We start from the raw sequence: 19,776 nt of genomic DNA, 5'->3' as shown, positions 1-19,776 counted from the left end.
CTGCATATTCAGGGGCAGGGTTAGGTCTGGCATTTGCCATCAGATTAACAAGGCAAAATGCAATACCTGACCCTCAGGTTTAAATGCTATCAGCCATAAATGGTGGTTGGTACTTAGTCCAAAACTGGCTGCTAAAGCGGTTTTGCGGGTCATACTGCTGCTTTAATTGAAAAAATTCAGGCGCGCGCGGATAAGCTTGTTGAAATTGTGCCGGTGTTGCGCTGGGTTGATAAGGCAGGTAATAGGTTCCGCCATGCGCCAGTACCGCCTCAATAAGCTGCTGACTCCAGCGGTCGGTGTGCTGGCGGGCATGCTCATCAGTACCCTGGCGGTAATATATAACAAAGGCGAAGGTTTCTTCAGGTGCCCATGCCAGCAAAGAACCTTTGTCCGCCAAAGCATGTCTTACTGAAACGTTTAACACGTTAACCTTATGCTGTTGCAATACCGCCGCCAGTTGTGTGGCAAAAGCATCAAAATTATTAACCGGCACAAAATACTCGCGTAAACCATAAGTCTGCTTTGTTCTGTTTGCAGGTTCTAACTCTCTTACATCATAACTGGCTTCATAATTGCGCCAATGCACGGCGGGCTGGCGATACAGCACAGGATCCAACCAGTGCTGTCGCAGCCGTTTTGCAAAATCATAATCAGCCACAAAATCAGTTAGTGCTGGTTGCCACCAGTAGCGGGCGTCAGGGCTATGCAACCTGCTAGCTACTGTAACCGGGCTGTCTGTCGTCAACCATGATACTGCGGCTATTTGGTTATAATGCGGTGGGTAAAGCACAGCATTGTGAAACACAACTTGAGAATTATCTCGGATCTGTGCCTGAAAAAAATCGTGGTAGTCCTGTGCAGCCATGTTGGTTACCTGGCGCTGCACCCGGCTGTTATCAGTAAGTTGTAGGCTGGCCTCAAGGATAATACCCATAGCGCCATAGCCGCCGATAGCAGCATAAAACAGCTCGCTGTTATTTTCGGGCGTAGCTGTAATTACGTTGCCATCGGCCAGCAACAGTCTGATCGCCTGCACTGAATTAATTAATGGCCCCTCGCCAATATAGCGACCATGGGCGTTCACACTCAGCGAGCCGCCAACAGTAAAGTCAGCATAGCTTTGCATAATTTTTACTGATAAATCATAGGGATCAATATGATTTTGAATGGCTCGCCAGGTTATACCTGCCTGCACGGTAATGAGTTTTTTATCCGGAGAAAAGTTAACAATGTTGTTATAACTGCGCATATCAATATGCAGGCTGTCTGCCAATGCTGTCTGACCTCCCTGACTATAACGTCCACCACCAACAGATACGGCGCCGCTTGAGTTCAGCAGTTGCTGCACTAATTCCGCCTCAGTTTGGGGGGCAATTACCTTCGTGACAGTGATGGGATTTAGCTGGGTAATATCGTTAATAACAAGAGGGTTAGTGGCGACTGCAGACTGAGTCATATAAGGCAGCAGATAACTTAAACACCAACATAGCAACACTACCACTATTGCCAGCATGGCAATGCTTAACTTCTTAATCATCTTTCACAGCATCCCTGTCATTTAACAGCGCATAAGATAATTAACCCACACATAAATAACAATGTGTTAGCGGATATATTTAACGTGCATCCAGGCTTGCTGGAAATTATTCTACAAACAGCTCATCACCAGGTTGGTCAACCGGGCCTTAGCTGCTGTTAGTCGTGGCAAAGTACATCAAAGCAGTTAAGGCTTAGCCGATTTAAATACTTGACGGTATTTAAGTTTAAAGTAAGAGTGGTATTCGTTTGGGGGTAGTCTGACAATGCAAAGCTTTCGGTGGCAAAAGGCAAGACCTGACCCTGAGGTAGTGACCCTGAGGTAGTTTAAACTTTCAGGCGTTTAACCGTCTTTGCTGGCTCAACACGCATATCTAACACCCGCCACACTACCACTTCATCGGGCTCCGGCATTTTGTAGTAGACCGCGAATGGGAAGCGATGCGCCAGCATGCGGTAATAACCGAAAACCTGCTGGTGGATGCCTGCGTAAATTATTAAAGAATCGATGTCACTGAAAAGAGAATCAAGGAAGTAGTCGCCAAGATATTCTCCTTGCTGCTGATAAAATAAATGGCCATTGTTCAGGTCTTTTATTGCCGCAGTAAGAACCTGTATTTTCATCGGAATTTGTCGCGCAAACTTTCTTTAGCCAGCTCCCAATCATGGGTGACTTCATCACCTTCTCTGACAGCAAGCTCAGTCTGCTGCAATGCCTGCTGATGCCAGGCTGGGGAGGCCAACTGTTCGGCCCCTTCGGCGGTAAGCTCTTGCCACAAGGTTTCCATAACCTGCAGTTTTTCAGTGGTAGAAAGCTGTTTAATTTGTTCAGCGGTAATCATAAAACTGGCCGTAGTAAGTAACTTTGGCAAAGCATAGCAACAGCGCTTGGATAACTCAAACCAACTGCTTAGTCGCCACCAGCACCCCATTATTATCGGCATAGACATACTGGCCGGGAATAAAATCGACTCCGGCGAAGGTCACCGGCACATTAATGTCGCCTAAATCGCGTTTGTCGGTTTTCATTGGGTGTATGCCCAATGCCTGCACGCCGAGTGGGGTTTGGCGGATGATGTCGATGTCGCGAATATAGCCGTTGACAATAATACCTTGCCAGCCATTTGCTGCCGCTTGTTCGGCCAGCATGTCGCCGAGCAGGGCATGGCGTTTTGAGCCACCGCCATCAACCACCAGCACCTTGCCCTGGCCCGGTGTTGCCACCAGTTGTTTTACCTTGGAGTTATCTTCAAAACATTTAACGGTAACAATTTCTCCGCCAAAACAGGCTTTAGCGCCGTAGTTAGTAAAAATGGGCTCGGCCACGCGAATGCAGTCGGCGTGGGCGTCGCATAAGTCGGGTAGGGTAAATGGCGGCATTATGGTTGTCCTTTTTGTGTCAGCGTGATGGTTTGTGCATGGCTCGAACCGGTTTGCCCACGCCAACACGTCGTGAACCCATCCATGGGGACTCGTTTCCGCCCGTCCGGGGCTTCAACGGTTGGCTTAGGGCAAACCTAATCTCGCTTATCAACTCCGGCTTAGCGGTTGGTAAAAGCCGGTTCGAGCATTACACCAGAGTTCGCCCCCTAATCTCGCTTATTAACTCCTGCTTAGCGGTTGGCAAAAGCCGGCTATTACACCTGCGTCTTTATACTTGCCTCTTTATACCTGCAAATAGTCCAGCATCCCTTCTGCGGCTTTGCGGCCCTGGGCAATGGCGGTGACCACTAAATCAGAGCCTAATACCATATCGCCACCGGCAAAAATTTTCTGCTGGTTGGTCTGAAGGGCATAAGGGCTTTGTTCAGAGGCAACAACCCGGCCTTTGCTGTCGAGCTCGACGCCCATATCAATTAGCCACTGCGGTGGGCTTGGCTGAAAACCAAAGGCGATAATGACTGCGTCGGCCGCCAGTACCTGCTCGGAGCCTGCTACCGGTTGTGGGCTGCGCCGGCCTTTAGGATCGGGCGCACCCAGCTCCGTTCTGACCACTTTTACGCCGCACACCTTGCCCTCGCTGTCCACTTCAATACCCAGCGGTTGCAGGTTAAATAAAAACTCTACCCCTTCTTCGCGGGCATTTTGCACTTCTTTACGCGAGCCCGGCATATTGGCTTCGTCGCGCCGGTAGGCACAACTTACCTTGGTAGCGCCCTGGCGAATCGAGGTACGGACGCAGTCCATTGCGGTATCGCCACCGCCCAGTACCACCACGGTTTTGTCTTTTAAGCTGACAAACGGATGCTCGGTTTGCCAGCCCATCAGGTTATTAATATTGCCGATTAAAAACGGCAGCGCTTCATACACGCCGGGCGCATCTTCATTAACCAGGCCGCCTTTCATTGGCGTGTAGGTACCCAGCGCTAAAAACACCGCATCGTATTCGTCCAGCAGGCTGTCGAAGCTGACATCAACCCCGACATTGGTATTTAACCGAAACTCGATACCCATACTTTCAAAAATATCGCGCCGGCGGCTTAATACTTCTTTTTCCAGCTTAAACGGCGGAATACCGAACGTCAGCAAGCCACCAATTTGCGGATAGCGGTCGAATACCACCGGCGATACGCCATTGCGCACCAGCACATCGGCGCAGGCCAAACCGGCCGGGCCGGCGCCAATTACGGCTACCCGGAGGTCGGTTTTAATCACCGCCGATAAATCGGGTCGCCAGCCCATTTCAAAGGCTTTGTCGTTAATATACTTTTCAATACTGCCAATGGTAACGGCGCCAAAGCCTTCATCCAGGGTACAGGCACCTTCGCATAAGCGGTCTTGCGGGCAAACCCGGCCACACACTTCCGGCAGGCTATTGGTTTTATGCGACAGCTCGGCCGCTTCAATAATTTTGCCTTCGTTTGCCAGCTTTAACCACTGCGGAATATAGTTGTGCACCGGGCACTTCCATTCACAGTAGGGGTTGCCGCAATCGAGGCAACGGTCGGCCTGACCTTCCACCTGGGTGTTGGTCATTGGCTGATAAATTTCCACGAACTCTATAGTACGTTCGCTGTGTGAGCGTTTGGGCGGATCAATCCGTTTAACGTCAATAAACTGATATACATTCTGTGCCATAACGTTCCCTTTGCCCTTACATCGCCTGAACCCGCAGCTCGGCAGAAGAGCGAGCGCGGTGTCCCAGCAAGGTATTTACATCGCTGGTTTTTGGTTTAACCAGCTTAAATTTGCTTAAGTAATTGTTGAAATCAGACAGGATGCGCTGCGCTTTATCGCTGCCGGTTTCTTCCACGTGTTGATGCAACAGGCTGCGTAAATGCTCCTGTAATATTGGCGTGCTGATCTCCAGCGCCTCGACCAGCTCCGGGTTTAACCGCAGTTCCAGGTCGTTCTGCTCGTCCAGTAAATAGGCGAAGCCACCGGTCATGCCGGCACCAAAGTTAACGCCGGTGCAGCCCAGTACCACCACCACACCGCCGGTCATATATTCACAGCAGTTATCGCCGGTACCTTCTACCACCGCTAACGCGCCTGAGTTACGCACCGCAAAGCGCTCGCCGGCCTGGCCGGCGGCATAGAAGCGGCCGCCGGTCGCGCCGTATAAACAGGTATTGCCGGCAATGGCGAAGCCGTTTTTGGCAAAGCTGGCGCCTTTGGCCGGGAATATTGCTATCTGGCCGCCAGTCATGCCTTTCCCGACATAATCGTTGGCATCGCCCTGCAGTGCTAAGTGCAGGCCACCGGCATTCCACACCCCAAAGCTCTGACCGGCGGTGCCGGTAAAGCGTAAGCGGATAGGATCGGTTGCCATGCCCTGATTGCCATGTTTGCTGGCAATAAAGCCTGATAACGCCGCGCCGACCGAGCGGTCGGTATTGCGGATGGGCAGGCTGAGCTGGCCACCGGTTTTATTCAGCACCATTTGCTCGCAGCGCTGCAGCAACAGCTGATTAAGCGCGCCGGGGTCAAATGGCGTGTTGTTTTTAACGCAATGCAGCGGTTTATCCGAGCTAACACCGCTGGCCTGCAATATCGGGCTTAAATCCAGTTTCGCTTGCTTCTGGGTTTCGCTGGCTTTGGCTTCCAGTAAATCGGTGCGGCCAATTAACTGGGTAAGCTCGGTAACACCAAGTTCTGCCATCAGTTCACGCACTTCTAACGCTAAAAACTTAAAGTAGTTCATGACCATTTCCGGCAGGCCGGTAAAATGGTCGCGGCGCAGGGTTTCATCCTGAGTAGCAACGCCGGTCGCGCAGTTATTTAAATGGCAAATTCGCAGGAATTTACAGCCCAGCGCCACCATGGGCCCGGTACCAAAACCAAAGCTTTCGGCGCCCAAAATAGCCGCTTTTACCACATCGAGGCCGGTTTTTAAGCCGCCATCTACCTGCAGCCGTACTCTGTCGCGCAGGCCGTTTTCAACCAGCGCCTGATGCACTTCAGCCAGGCCCAGCTCCCACGGGCTGCCGGCGTATTTCACCGAGGTTAATGGGCTGGCGCCGGTGCCGCCGTCATAACCTGATACGGTAATTAAATCGGCATAGGCTTTAGCCACGCCGGTGGCGATAGTGCCGATACCGGGCTCTGATACCAGTTTTACCGAGATCAGTGCCTGTGGGTTAACCTGTTTTAAATCGAAAATCAGCTGGGCTAAATCTTCAATCGAGTAAATATCATGATGCGGCGGTGGCGAAATTAAGGTAACGCCAGGCACTGAATAGCGCAGCCGGGCAATTTCGGCGGTGACTTTTTCGCCGGGTAGCTGGCCGCCTTCACCGGGCTTGGCGCCCTGGGCCACTTTAATCTGGATCACTTCAGCATTAACCAGGTAATGCGGCGTTACGCCAAAACGGCCCGAGGCAACCTGTTTAATTTTGGAGTTTTTCTCGGTACCAAAGCGGCGCGGATCTTCACCGCCTTCACCGGAGTTTGAGCGCCCGCCGAGCCGGTTCATCGCAATCGCCAGCGCTTCGTGCGCTTCGGGGCTGAGTGCACCGATAGACATCGCTGCGCTATCAAAGCGCGGATATAAGTTTTCGGCAGCTTCCACTTCATCAAGGGCTATGCCGTCAGTGTCACTGGCCAGTTGCAGCAAGTCGCGTAAATGAGCGACCGGCCGCTGGTTAACATGGTTACTGTAAACCCGGTAGTCTTCGTATTTGCCCGAACGCACCGCTTTTTGCAGGCTGGTTACCACATCCGGGTTATAGGCATGGTACTCGCCATCGTGTACGTATTTTAATAAGCCGCCGTGGTTCATTGGTTTGCGCTTTAACCAGGCAATATTGGCCAGTTGCTGCACGTCCTGTTCAAAATCAATAAAGCTGGCACCGCCAATCCGCGAGGCAACGTCGGCAAAGCATAACTGCATAACGTCTTTATTAATGCCTACTGCCTCAAACAGGTTAGAGCAGCGGTAACTGGCCACGGTCGAAATGCCCATTTTCGACATGATTTTATAAAGGCCCTTATTAATGCCTTTACGGTAATTAAGCACCGCCTGGCGGGCACTTAAGTTTATGGTGCCTTTTTCAACCAGTTGCTCGACCGTTTCATAGGCTAAAAACGGATAAATACCGGTCGCGCCTAAGCCAATTAACACCGCAAAGTGGTGCGAGTCGCGGGCACTGGCCGTTTCAATAATAATGTTGGAATCGCAGCGCAGCTGGGCATTGACCAGTGCCAGTTGCACCGCCCCGACGGCCATGGCCGCCGGAATAGGAATCAGGCCTTGCTCAATGCGCCGATCGGTCAGGATCACCAGTACCACTTTGTCGTCACGTACAGCAGTTACCACAGCATCACATAACGATTTGGTGGCCTGCTCTAAATTGTGCTGCTGCGGGTCGAAATTTAACGAAAACACCTGGTTTTTATAGTATTTCTCGTCAGCCTGCCGCAGTTGCTTTAAGTCGGAATACATCATCACCGGCGATTCGAACTGAATACGGCGGGCATAACCGGCGGTTTCTTTAAACACGTTATGCTCGCGGCCGATGCTGGTCGCCAGCGACATGACATGCGCTTCGCGCAGTGGGTCGATAGGCGGGTTCGTTACCTGGGCAAACTGCTGGCGGAAGTAATCGAACAGGTTGCGCGGCTTGCGCGATAACACCGCCATGGGCGTATCATCACCCATCGAGCCCACGGCTTCCTGACCATCTTTGGCCAGTACCGTCATTACCTGTTCAATTTCTTCATAGCTGTAGTTAAATAACTTGTGATACACCTGCATGGTGTCATCATCAAATACCCGTTTGCCGATTAAATCGGTTTCATACTTTTCATAAGGCACCAGCCGCTGCACGTTGTCATCAAGCCAGCTGCGATAGGTATGGCGCGCCATCAAATCATTATCAATTTCATCCGAGCGCCAAATCTGGCCGGTAGTGGTATCGATGGCCAGCATTTCACCCGGGCCAACCCGGCCTTTTTCGACCACTTCATCCGGGGTGTAATCCCAGATCCCGACTTCAGATGCCAGGGTAATCAGTTTGTCGCGGGTAATCACAAAGCGGGCAGGGCGCAGGCCGTTCCGGTCGAGGTTACAGGCCACATGCTGACCGTTAGTCATTACAATGCCGGCCGGGCCATCCCACGGCTCCATATGCATCGAGTTAAATTCGTAGAATGCTTTTAAGTTATCGTCCATTACCCGGTTGCCCTGCCAGGCTGGTGGCACCAGTAACCGCATGGCACGGAATAAATCCATACCGCCAGCTAGCAGCAATTCCAGCTGATTATCCAGCGAGCTGGAGTCAGAGCCGGTCTGGCTGACAAAGGGCGCGGCATCCTGTAAATCGGGTAACAGTGGTGAAGCAAACTTATACTGGCGGGCACGCGCCCACTGGCGGTTACCGGTAATGGTATTAATTTCACCGTTATGCGCCAGGTAGCGAAATGGCTGAGCCAGCGGCCAGCGAGGCATGGTATTGGTGGAGAAACGCTGATGGAATACGCAAATAGCCGTTTCCATCCGGATATCGGCTAAATCGGTGTAATAGCGTGGTAAGTCGGCCGGCATCATCAGGCCTTTAAATACCGTTACCAGCGATGAGAAACTCGGGATATAAAAATCGGCATCGGCGCTTAGCTGCTGCTCTACCCGGCGGCGCACCATATAAAGGCGGCGCTCTAAATCATGATCGCCCCAGCCGTGCGGCGCATTAACAAATACCTGCTCAATTTGTGGCATCGATTCCAGCGCCAGCGGGCCCAGTACGCTGCTGTCGGTAGGGACAGTGCGCCAGGTCACCAGGCTCAGGGTTTCGCGGGCAATTTCTTTATTAATTATTGCTTTGGCTTCAGCCGCTTTTACCGGATCCTGGCTGAGGAAAATCATGCCGACGCCATATTTTTTCGCCAGATTCCAGCCGTTTTCTTCGGCAATTGCCCGGAAGAAACTATCGGGTTTTTGCATTAATAAGCCACAGCCGTCGCCGGTTTTGCCATCGGCAGAAATACCGCCGCGATGTTGCATCCGATCCAGGCCATTAATGGCGGTTCTGACAATCCGATGGCTGGCCGCACCTTCAATATGTGCTATCAGGCCAAAGCCACAATTTTCCCGCGCCTGACTATGCTGATACAACGCCATGCCTTACCTCCAAACTTGCCTTGCAAATATATAATTATCTATAAAATATGAATTATTATTCTTTTATTATGATTGTTCGCTTGTGAAAGAAAATAACGAGTGTTCTTTCAGTGACTAATGCGCTGTAGTGCATTTGCTCTAAAGTGTTTACTTGTCTAAACACTGCGAGCTGAACAGGTATACTAAGAATAAGTTAAAAAAGCAAGTGAAGTTTAACCGTCTGGCCGTCTATTTGAAATTGGAACTGCTGTGCTTAAAATGAAAATAAATTACATGAATTGGCGTTATTTCCGCCATCTATAGCAGGTTGGCATAAAAAAAAGCTGCCACAGCAGCTTTTTTGGGGCCGGCCGCAGCAATGCTTTGCAAATATTTATGCTAAACACCGCTGCAGGCTGAAACTATTTTTCAAACATGCCTTTAACGGTGGCTTTGCCAGCTACCACCAACTGCCTGCCCATCGCAAAAACCTGGTTTATTGCCAAATCATCGCGATTAAGCAATACCAGATCGGCATCAAGGCCAGCGGCCAGCCGGCCTTTCTGGTGCAAACCCAGCACAGTGGCAGGGGCCTGGCTGATGGCACAGATAGCATCACTGATACTGACCTTATGCTTTAAGATGGCATCCCGGGCCGACTGATACAGGGTGCTTACCTGACCAACCTGCAAACCAAGCAAGTCGCCACTTTTACTGTAGATAGGCAAACTGGCATTACCGTCTGAGCTAAGGGTAAGTTGCATTGGCTTAATACCCGCCTGCAGCGCTTCGGCCAGCGCCTGAGCCGCAGCAACTTCGCCATGCTCCAGATCGTAGGCGGTGGTGCTGGTGGTAAAGTCAATTACGCCGCCCTGGCTGGCAAACTCTAACCCGGCGTTAAACACCGCCCGGTTGCGGTTCATATGGGTAGGATAGAACTGTTTTACACTGAGCTCAGTACCGGCAACAGCATCATAAATTGGCTGCAGAATGCGCTCACCCGCACCCATATGCACACTGACAATACCGCCTTTGCCAGACAGAATACCGCCCACTTTAGCCGCTGATGCCACTTTTCTGATTTCATCTGTGGTTGGCTGCGATGAGCGGTGATCGCTAATAGCGATTTCACCGACCCCGATAAATTTATCGATCAGAATAAGGTCATCAGTAATGCTGCCGGTCAGAGTACGGCAAGGCACCTGATAAGAGCCGGTATGACAATAAGTGGTGATACCTTCAGTTTGCAGCGCATGGGCTTTTGCCAGTAAGTTGGTCAGCGTTCTGGTGGTGGCATCGGTACCCAGTACCCCTATCGCCGTGGTAACACCACCTAATGTTGCGTCAGTTAGTTGCATTTCCGGGGTGCGGGTGGCAAAGCCGCCTTCACCGCCGCCACCAATAAAGTGGACCAGCGAGTCAACAAAGCCCGGTACGGCAATATTGTTGCTGCCGTCTATAACGGTAAGGGGCAGATCGCTGCCGCCAGTGCTGAATTGCGAACCAATGGCAATAATTTTGCCGCCGGCCATAATTATGTCTTGTTTGCCAAGATGCTGTGGCGCGTAAACCTCGACATTTTTAATCAGAAAAATTGTGTTCAAAATAACCTCGTTACTGATAGCCAATAGCAACCGCAACCAGCATAAAGATGCTGGCCAGGGCAAACAGCCACAGTTGTAATTTCCAGACGAATTTCAGCCAGATAGTCCAGTCTACCCGAACCACGCCCAGGCAGCCGATAAGTGCGGCAGATGTAGGAATAATGCAGTTAGTCAGGCCGTCACCGAGCTGAAAAGCCAGCACAGCAATTTGCCGGCTTAAGCCGACCATATCGGCCAGCGGCGCAATCAACGGCATGGTTAGCGCAGCCTGGCCTGAACCGGAGGCGACAAAGAAATTAAATACCGACTGAATAACCAGCATCAGCCAGGCGGATAAATAAGCCGGTAAGTCGCCGAGTGCCTGGCCTGAATAGTACAGCAGGGTATTCAGCACCGACGGCGTTTCTGGATTATCACCACCGAGCAGCAGCACTATGCCTTTGGCCATACCGACAATCAGCGCAGCCGGCAGTAACTCAGCAGCACCTTGCTTAAAACCATCGGCAGCGTCGTTTACCCTGAGCCTTTTACCCACTACCGCGATGATGGCGATAACTATACCGATAGTAAAAAACTGGCTGGCAATTTCCGGAATATAGTACTGGCGGGCGGTAACCCCCCAGATAATCCAGATGAGGCCGGCAAAAAATGCCAGTAGAATGACACTGTCGATATTGCTGTAGCTGTTTACTGCCTGCTGCTGTTGCTGGCTTCGTAACTTCTGATCGCTGGCAAAGCTGAGCGAGCTTTCTGGGTCGCGTTTAATTCTGGCGGCGTAGCGCATGGTAAAAATAACCCCGAACAGGGTAAACACCAGCCACATCACTAAGCGCAGATCAGCACCCGATAATAATGGGATCTCGGCAATGCCCTGCGCAATAGCCACATTAAATGGGTTCATCCAGCTGGTGGCAAAACCTATCTGGGTAGCTATGTAAGTTACCAGCACGGTGGTAATCGCATCGTAGCCCAGCGCCAGCATTAACGGCAGCAGCACGATGCAAAAGGCAATGGCCTCTTCTCCCATGCCAAAAATGGCACCGCCTAATGAGAACAACACAAACAGCAACGGAATAAACACAAATTCCAGTCGTTTGGTGTTTTCAATTAACGCCAGAATGCCATTGTGAATCGCCCCGGTTTTCATAATGATGCCAAAAGCACCACCGGTAAGCAGGATAAAGGCGATAACGCCTACTGCCGAGCCCCACTTGTTACCTGACACCATGCCTTCAAAGGCATAGTTTAAAAAGCCGACCCCGCCGCCTTCAGCAAACAGCGGCACACCGGCACTGCTGTCGGTTGCCAGGGTAAAGCTGCCAGGGTCAATCCGGCTTTTGGTTTTAACGGCACTGTCAGTTTCCGCGGCCACTTCAATAATATCGAATGAGCCGGCCGGAATAAGGTGCGATGCTAACGCTGCCAGGATCATCACAAAAAACAGGATGACAAAGGCGTCCGGCATCGACACCGGTTGTTTTACTTGGTTAGCCATAGTGTAAGCCTTGTAATAGCTATCGGTGATTGGCGGGCGTGAGAGCTATAGTCTCACGCCCACCGCTTTGCTAATTAAAAGAAATAGCTAAAGGATACACGATAGTTGCGGCCAAAGGCGTTGTGGTTAATCGAGTCGAAGCCACGGCTGTTGCCGTACACTGCTGGCGGATCACGATCCAACAGGTTGTCGACAGTAAAGTTTAGCGAAGCATGTTCAAAGTCATAACCAATATTCGCTCGCAGGGTGGTCCAGGATGACACATCACGATTGCCGTCTGCATCAATCAACCCTAACTCATCCAGCTCGTCCAGGTTGCGGCTACGCAGCCGCGCGGTATCGTCCTGATAGGATGAAGTGTAAAGCGCGGTCAGGCCCAGATAAAGCGCCTCACCACTCCAGGAAATACTGGCACTGCCAATGTTTTCCGGGTAACGGAAGGTGCCAATAAGCGCTTCAACTTCATCCGAGCCCGCTTTATTACGATCAAACTCCAGATAATGAGTCCAGTCCAGGTCCAGACCTAAACGGCCACCGGCTAAATCAAGCGTATGACTGAAGCGGGCATCAATGCCGCTAACGTCCTGCCGGCCAACGTTATCCAGCTGGATCACGTGGTCGCGGAATAACGGCAGTTCAGCAAAGCGTGGATTATCATACTCAACCCAGGCATCGAGAATTTCTGCCATATTGGCACCGTCGTCTTCTACGGTGCGTCCGGCTGAATCGGTAACATCGCAGAGTGCCGGATCGTAGGAGATCCCTAGCTCACCGTCAGGTACCAGACCACAATGGCGGACACTGGCGTCAGTCGCCGTGCGGGCCAGCATGGCGGTCATATCGGTATCAACCAGCTTTTTATGCTCAAACTGCCAGTAATCTACCGTCAGGGTGGTGTCCTGAGTTGGGCTCCAGCCAAAGCCGACACTGACAGACTCTGAGGTTTCAGCTTGCAGCGCGGCGTTACCCAGCTCCAGTACATTCGGGCTGCTGGTAAAGCCAGCGCCCTCACAGTACAAGTCTGATACCGTCTGATTAGCACTGCAGTCAAACGTTGCGGTAGTGGTTCTGAGTTTTACCCCTGCCTGAGTAAGTGATGGGGCCCGGAACGACGTTGCCCAGGAGGCTCGCATAACCAGGCTATCCAGTGGCCGCCAGGTAATGCCGACTTTAGGGTTAAAAGTGCTGCCAAAGTCGTCATAGTGATCATAACGGCCCGCCAGTTGCAGCTCGATAGTATCGGTCAGCGGGGCATAAATTTCAGCAAAGGCTGCCATCTGGGTCCGGTCGGCGGCAGACAGGCTGGAGCCAAAACCAAACACATCTACCAGATAGCCGTTGGCAGCACTGGCCTGAGCATTGGCAGAGGGGGTATCGGTAATTTCTTCTTTACGCAGCTCCAGACCAAAGGCGGAACGCACCAGCTGACCATTAAATTCAAATAAATCGCCGCTGAAGCGCGCATCCCAGCCATAAACCGTGCTGACACCATCGCGGGTCGGAACCTCCTGCGCCAGCGCTAACAGGGCTTCGTTGGCAGAATCATTGGCTAAGAATGGGTTGTAAACACCTGCGAGACCCGCGCCACTGCTGCAGCTCAGGCTGTCAGCGTCACTGTCATAACTGGCGATACTGCCATCCTGACATAGCTCGCCGGCAATAGCGGCATGATATTTATAGCGGTTATAAATACCGGCAATCGCTTGCTGCTCTGATTCTGAACGGGATAACAGCACAGCGGTTTCCCAGTCCCAGTTTTCTGTGCTACCTGCCAGACTGCTGACCAGCCGGAATGAATCACTGGTAACTTCTACTGTTCTGGGCGTATTAAAGCGGGCATCAAACCTGAACCCCCACAAGCGCTGACCTGCTTCGCTGGTAAAGGGGTCGATGTAAATTTGATCCAGTAAGCTGTCACGAACCGCATCAGGGAATACGTCAAGCGCCGTTTCCTGCACCCATGGGCCTTCTTCATCACTTATCTGGTTAATTGGCGCCGGGCTGGAAGAGGAAACAGACGAGGTATGGCTATAGAAGAAGTCGGTATTCCAGATCAGATTGTTGCTGAATTCTTTGCGGAAGTTAAAACCGGCAGAGGCGCTTTCAAACGGGGTTTCCAGTACATCGTCCTGATTAGCATAGTAAGCGCAGATCTCTTCGCCCAGTTCAGTAGTCACCAGTGGGCTGGTGCAGCCGGGGCTGGCTATTTCGTTGCCATCTACCGCAGACCAGTAATAAATATTCGGTACGCCCTTGGGTAAGTATGAGTAATTGCTGACCAGATTGGGGTCACGGGTAAATTCACGGTCCTGAGCGGTGTAGCCTTTGCGATCGTATAAATCGGCGAACAGGGTTAAATTGCCGCCCGCCAGCTCAGTGCCTATCACGATATTTGCATTTATCCGGCTGTCGTCTGATGAGGCTGTACTGTTGCCATAGGATAAATTCAGCTCTGCGCCTTCATAATCCTTTTTCAGAATATAGTTTATTACGCCAGCAACGGCATCAGCACCATAAATTGCTGAAGCACCAGTCGCCAGTACTTCTATCCGCTCAATTGCCGCCAGCGGAATGCTGTTTACGTCGACAAAGTTCTGGGTGCCTGCAGCAAAAGAAGATGCCGCAACCCGCCGGCCATTTACCAGGGTAAGTGTTGACGACGGACCCAGGCCGCGTAAAGACGCTGCTGCCTGGCCTGCAGGGGTAGAGGTTGATGTCGCGCCACTTTCAGAGGTAGAGAAAGTGCCACTACCGCCACGTACCTGGCCTAAGTCTTTCAGTAGATCATAAACTGAACTGGCACCGGAGTTTTTAATATCCTCAGCTGAAATAACGACTAACGGCTGGGTGCCTTCCAGATCAACACCTTTAATCCGCGAACCGGTTACTTCAATTCGTTCGACTTTCTGTTCTTCTTTGGCCGTTTCCTGTTGTGCATAGCTAAAAGGAGACGCGAGTAAGCTGCCAGCAATAGCCAGCGCCAGCGGGGTTAATTTACGCATAGTTACACCTGTGTTTTTCAGGCACGCGATCAGCTAAGGATCAGCCATACCTGGTATTTGCTTTATTTTTGCTGTAATGGGTTTGTTCAAACAGAGAACCTCAGGTCAACCGCAGTTGCCTGATAGGTGTCTATTCGTTAAACCACTCGGAAAGGTAGTAGGACGAATAGTGATATGAGCCGAGCATTAGTGCTTTCTTTAACATATCGCTACTTTTAAACGTGAATTATCAGATAAAAACTTTATTCACTGTTGGCAATGCGTGAAAACAGCGCCAAAAGCAATCTTATTTCTACTTCTAATTGGCAAAGATGTCAATACAGGATAATCTACAACCACTAAATATGGGGTTAGCGCCTGGCGCATTATCAGTAGTCTGCAGGCAGTGATTGCCTGAAAAACAATAAGAAAGAGCCGATGAAAAAAATAACTGCTTGTTTATCAGCCATTTTAGTGGCAATGCCGGTTTTTACTCTTAGTGCCAATGATGAAAATAAGTCCATGCCTGAGTACTCAATGCTACTAATGGGTGGCGGTCTTGCAACCTGTAGTTCAACGAGCACCCGGCATTGTTCGAATGAAGACGTGTTTTCAGCTGCGGCTAAAAAGCACAGCCTGTTTCAGTTAAGTGCCGAACATCTGCAAGCGATAAACAGCTCAGGATTCTGGTCTGAAGACCGGATCATTGAACAGCAGCAAACTCTGGCTGTGTTGGAGTTTTTACGCGGCCAGTTAGGCAGCGAGCCGGTTTCTGAGCGTGAGCTGTTAAGATTATGGCGCGGTGCAGAGATAGAGGTTGATGGTATCTGGGTATCTGGTCGCAATGTATATGCCGGCTTAAGCAGTCGGGAGCTTAATTTTGTGCTCGACCAGCTGGAAGTGCCGGTAATGGTAAGTAACGATGCCAACCGCAGCAATCAGCGCAGCCGGGAATATGCTGACTTAGCCAATACCAAAAATAATTTTACCGTTGAGCTGTATCAAAAGTTTGTTGCCATGGCACAGCAGATTGCCGGTGATAAACGTAAGCCACGGATCCTGGTGGTTACCGCATCATCGCGCGATCCTTTTGCTGCTGTAGACTTTTATACTAATTTATTTGCCGAAACCGGAGCTGATGTCAGCTGGCTGCCAATCAGCGCGGCATATCAGGCTGCGTGGCAGGGCGGTGACAAAAACAGCTGTGCCGAATTAGACAAACATCTTGCCGAGCAACACGGTAGCTATCAGCGGCAACGGGTATATCCCGATTTAATGGCCCAGAAATTAGATTTCTGCCAGGCAGGAATAAAGGCTTCGCTGGCGCAGATCCGCCGGGCGGATGGTATATTTTTTAATGGTGGTGACCAGAGCTTAACGTTGCGGGCATTACGGCTTGCTGATGGTTCTGCGTCGGCTGAATTACAGCAGATAGAACGCATGCTGGAAGCCGGCCAGATTGTGGTTGCCGGTACCAGTGCCGGAACTGCGGTAATGTCAGGCGGCAGCTATAATGGTCAGCGTACACCAATGATCACCAACGGCGATAGTTACAGTGCTATGCAGTTTGGTGCCTTTGATTTGCCTGCCCCTGCCGTGGGCTGTGATAAAGATCAGAGCTGCAGTAATGGTCTGGCAGAAAATCATCTGACCTACAGCGGCACCGGCGGCCTGGGCTTATTTCGCTGGGGTGTGCTGGACACCCATTTTTCAGAGCGGGGCCGGCAGGGCCGGTTAATCCGGTTACTGCATGATACGCAAAGCCGCTATGGTTTTGGTATTGATGAAAATACCGGTTTACTGGTTGGGTTTGGTCAGGCTGCAGAAGTACCAGCGGTAAAAATGGCGGTGTTGGGCGAAGCAGGTGTATACGTGGTAGATATGAATAGCGCCAATAGTAGCGGCGAGGGCAGTGCTTTGACATTGCGTAATGTGGTTACTCACTATCTGACCCGCAGCGATGAAATGGAGTTAAACGCTAATCAGTTACGCAGCCGTTTTGCTAACTGGAAGTTTGCTCCGAATAATCTGGCGCAACCGCTGCTGACCTCAGGCGATATATTTGAGCGTGATAACTATAAACAGCTTAGCCATTTACTGTGTATGACCCAGGCCCGGCAGGCAGAGGGCCGAGCCGTTAAGGTGGGACAGGGATCTGCAGTGACGATATACAAAGATCATAGCTCTTATACCCGCCAGGGCACGTTCAGACAGCAGGGTGAAGAGTTAGCCTATTGTTCATATCGAAATATTATGGTTGACCTGCAACCTGCTAATTAAGGTGGTTTTGGCTGAAAACCACATAAAGGGTAGGGCATAATGCAAAGTCCGGTGCACCCAAAGGTTAAAGCTTTTGCTGCATTGATAAAGCGTTGGGGCAAACTCCGCCTCGGCGTGTTGTTATGGCTCAGTTCACTGGCAGTATTAGTGCTGGTGCATTATACCTATGCGGCGCTGTTTGCAGTTGTAGTTGACTGGGCAACGCTGCAGGCGCAACTAATTCTGGCGATGCTGGCCAGCCCCGTGGCTATTTTAATTATTTTTTATCTGGTGTTGCACCTTGATGCCGCCTTACTTTACCTGAAAGACTCTGCCCACCAGGAACGCCTGCTTAATCAGAATATGCAGGATAGTATCCGCCAGCTCAATTTCGAAATTGAAGAACGGAAAAAGGCATTTCAGGCAAAACGGCGTGCTGTCGATGAACTTCGCAAAGAAATCTCTGAACGCAAAAAAACCCAGCAGGAACTGGAAGAGCAGAGTTTGCTGATCCGCTCTATCGTTGATAGCTCTCCCGACTTATTCTATTACCGCGACGAAAAAGGTCATCTGGCCAGCTGCAATAAAATGTTTGAAATTATTATGGGTAAGTCTGCCCAGGAGCTGATTGGCCATCATCCTGCTGATCTGTACACTGAAGATAGTGCCCAGGCTGCCATTTTAACCGAATATGAAGCTGCTGCAGAGTACACCGAGCTAACGCTGGATGTTGAATTTGTAAAACCGGATGGCCAGATACTCTGGTTCGAAATGCGTAAAGTACCATTTTATGATGGCCAGGGCCGTTATATTGGCTTGCTGGGGTTTGGTCGGGATATTACCTCGCGTAAATTAGCCGAACAGGCGCTTGAGAAAGCCTATCAGGATAAAGGCAAGTTTATTGCCACCTTAAGTCACGAGTTGCGGACCCCACTAAACGGCATTGTCGGCTTAAGCCGCCGCTTGCTGGACAGTGAGTTAGGGCCTGAGCAGCATAGCTGGGCCAATACTATTTTCAGCAGCGCCGAGACCCTTGGTAATATTTTTAACGATATCATCGATTTAGATAAAATTGACCGCCAGGATTTGGATATTGTTTTTCATAGCATTCATATCCAGGGGTTTTTAAATGATATTGCGAATTTCGCAGAGCTGATATGCCAGCAAAAAGGCCTGCATTTCAATATGAGCAGCCAGGGCGATTTAGATTGTTATTTAAAACTGGATGCGACCCGGTTGCGCCAGGTGCTGTGGAATTTATTAAATAATGCGGTCAAATTTACCGCTCAGGGACAAATTTCGCTGGATTGCCAGCTGAGTGTGACTACAACTGGTGCAGCCAGCTTACTGTTTAAGGTGCAGGATACCGGGATAGGTATTGCCACTGCTGAGCAGGAGCGTATTTTTGACATGTACTATAAATCCACTGACGGGCGCCGGTTAAGTATTGTTGGTTCAGGTATAGGCTTATCTGTATCGCGGGCGTTGGTCGAGGCCATGGGCGGTAAAATTTCATTGAGCAGCGAGCCGGGGCAGGGCAGTTGTTTCAGTGTGCAACTGCCGACGGAGCAAGCAGAGGCACCGATTGTCAGTACGATAACTTGCCCTGAGCTTACGGTGTTATTAATTGAAGATGTGCCGCTGAATGCTGAAATAGCAACAGCTTTGCTCGAGCAGCGGGGACATACTGTGATCCATGCCGAAACGGGAGAAGATGCGATAGCACTGCTGGAAACGGAAGATGATATCGATCTGGTGTTGCTGGATATGCAGTTGCCGGATATGAGTGGTGATCAGATTGCCCGCTATATGCGAAGCGAAAGCCATTTGCAGACTATTCCGATAGTGGTGCTTAGTGCCAATGTCCGAAAAGCTGAAGAACAGCTTATTGATGTTCAGGTTGATGGTGCTCTGGCCAAACCTATCAACACTAATAAACTGGACCAGATGCTGGCCAGGTTGTTTTCGCCAAGTGCCTTAAAATTACAGCAACTGAATCCGGTAAAGCCGGCCAACGGTGATAATCAAATCCTGGATCTGGTTACGTTACAAGACTATATGCAGTCGCTGGGACCTGAAGCAATGAAACGTAGTGCCCAGTTGTTTGCTCAGCTACTGCCCGGTTACATTAGCAAGATGATTGAAGCAGCTGTGCAGCAGCACCCGCAGGACTTTAAAGAATCTGCCCATAAACTGAAAGGGGCTGCAGCTTCAGTAGGTTTATTGTGGGTGCAACAGCAGGCTAAAAAGTTTGAACAGGAAACATTAGGCTGGAATGGGTTGGAACGACAACTGGTTGATTATCACTTAAAAGCAGAGCAGCACCTGGCTGCTCTGTATGAATTTATTGAAGCTAATTAGCAA

At 50.6% G+C, this 19,776-nt stretch carries 11 protein-coding genes; 2 read left to right on the top strand and 9 right to left on the bottom strand.

Annotated elements, in window-relative coordinates; translation table 11 throughout:
• Positions 1-79 precede the first annotated feature (79 nt).
• The 9 genes from R3187_RS17240 to R3187_RS17200 form a co-directional block, all read right to left on the bottom strand.
• Complete coding sequence (locus tag R3187_RS17240; RefSeq protein ID WP_318968303.1) at positions 80-1,537, bottom strand: FAD-binding oxidoreductase; 1,458 nt, start codon at positions 1,535-1,537, stop codon at positions 80-82.
• A gap of 326 nt (positions 1,538-1,863) precedes the next feature.
• A complete protein-coding gene (locus R3187_RS17235; RefSeq protein ID WP_318968302.1) occupies positions 1,864-2,160 on the bottom strand; it encodes a type II toxin-antitoxin system RelE/ParE family toxin in 297 nt (98 codons plus the stop codon).
• Positions 2,157-2,378, bottom strand: coding sequence for an addiction module protein (locus R3187_RS17230; protein ID WP_318968301.1), 222 nt, complete (start codon positions 2,376-2,378; stop codon positions 2,157-2,159). The genes R3187_RS17235 and R3187_RS17230 overlap by 4 nt, the downstream gene beginning before the upstream one ends.
• Before the next feature lie 55 nt (positions 2,379-2,433).
• Entirely contained in the window at positions 2,434-2,916 is a 483-nt protein-coding gene (gene rraA / locus R3187_RS17225) for a ribonuclease E activity regulator RraA (RefSeq protein ID WP_318968300.1), read from the bottom strand.
• 285 nt (positions 2,917-3,201) lie between these two features.
• Entirely contained in the window at positions 3,202-4,614 is a 1,413-nt protein-coding gene (locus tag R3187_RS17220; RefSeq protein WP_318968299.1) for an FAD-dependent oxidoreductase, read from the bottom strand.
• Between the two features lie 16 nt (positions 4,615-4,630).
• A complete protein-coding gene (gene gltB / locus R3187_RS17215; protein WP_318968298.1) occupies positions 4,631-9,094 on the bottom strand; it encodes a glutamate synthase large subunit in 4,464 nt (1,487 codons plus the stop codon).
• A gap of 401 nt (positions 9,095-9,495) precedes the next feature.
• Entirely contained in the window at positions 9,496-10,677 is a 1,182-nt protein-coding gene (gene iadA, locus R3187_RS17210) for a beta-aspartyl-peptidase (RefSeq protein ID WP_318968297.1), read from the bottom strand.
• Between the two features lie 10 nt (positions 10,678-10,687).
• Positions 10,688-12,172, bottom strand: coding sequence for a putative basic amino acid antiporter YfcC (gene yfcC, locus R3187_RS17205; protein WP_318968296.1), 1,485 nt, complete (start codon positions 12,170-12,172; stop codon positions 10,688-10,690).
• A 74-nt stretch (positions 12,173-12,246) separates the two neighbouring features.
• Complete coding sequence (locus R3187_RS17200; protein WP_318968295.1) at positions 12,247-15,174, bottom strand: TonB-dependent receptor domain-containing protein; 2,928 nt, start codon at positions 15,172-15,174, stop codon at positions 12,247-12,249.
• A gap of 417 nt (positions 15,175-15,591) precedes the next feature.
• Here R3187_RS17200 and R3187_RS17195 point away from each other — a divergent pair, with 417 nt between their 5' ends.
• The gene (locus tag R3187_RS17195) at positions 15,592-17,433 is read left to right on the top strand and encodes a cyanophycinase (protein WP_318968294.1); all 1,842 of its coding nucleotides are present in this window, start codon (positions 15,592-15,594) and stop codon (positions 17,431-17,433) included.
• Positions 17,434-17,472: 39 nt separating this feature from the next.
• Complete coding sequence (locus R3187_RS17190; protein ID WP_318968293.1) at positions 17,473-19,773, top strand: ATP-binding protein; 2,301 nt, start codon at positions 17,473-17,475, stop codon at positions 19,771-19,773.
• Positions 19,774-19,776: the final 3 nt, after the last annotated feature.

Source organism: Arsukibacterium sp. (genome assembly GCF_033721375.1).
GTDB lineage: Bacteria > Pseudomonadota > Gammaproteobacteria > Enterobacterales > Alteromonadaceae > Alishewanella.
This window is presented reverse-complemented; position numbering and strand designations above follow the sequence as displayed.

Bases quoted from the DNA above. Each gene is read 5' to 3' on its own strand.
- yfcC (WP_318968296.1), bottom strand. From the start codon at position 12,172: ATGGCTAACCAAGTAAAACAACCGGTGTCGATGCCGGACGCCTTTGTC.
- R3187_RS17235 (WP_318968302.1), bottom strand. From the start codon at position 2,160: ATGAAAATACAGGTTCTTACTGCGGCAATAAAAGACCTGAACAATGGC.
- R3187_RS17190 (WP_318968293.1), top strand. From the start codon at position 17,473: ATGCAAAGTCCGGTGCACCCAAAGGTTAAAGCTTTTGCTGCATTGATA.
- gltB (WP_318968298.1), bottom strand. From the start codon at position 9,094: ATGGCGTTGTATCAGCATAGTCAGGCGCGGGAAAATTGTGGCTTTGGC.
- R3187_RS17195 (WP_318968294.1), top strand. From the start codon at position 15,592: ATGAAAAAAATAACTGCTTGTTTATCAGCCATTTTAGTGGCAATGCCG.
- R3187_RS17200 (WP_318968295.1), bottom strand. From the start codon at position 15,174: ATGCGTAAATTAACCCCGCTGGCGCTGGCTATTGCTGGCAGCTTACTC.
- rraA (WP_318968300.1), bottom strand. From the start codon at position 2,916: ATGCCGCCATTTACCCTACCCGACTTATGCGACGCCCACGCCGACTGC.
- R3187_RS17220 (WP_318968299.1), bottom strand. From the start codon at position 4,614: ATGGCACAGAATGTATATCAGTTTATTGACGTTAAACGGATTGATCCG.
- R3187_RS17230 (WP_318968301.1), bottom strand. From the start codon at position 2,378: ATGATTACCGCTGAACAAATTAAACAGCTTTCTACCACTGAAAAACTG.
- R3187_RS17240 (WP_318968303.1), bottom strand. From the start codon at position 1,537: ATGATTAAGAAGTTAAGCATTGCCATGCTGGCAATAGTGGTAGTGTTG.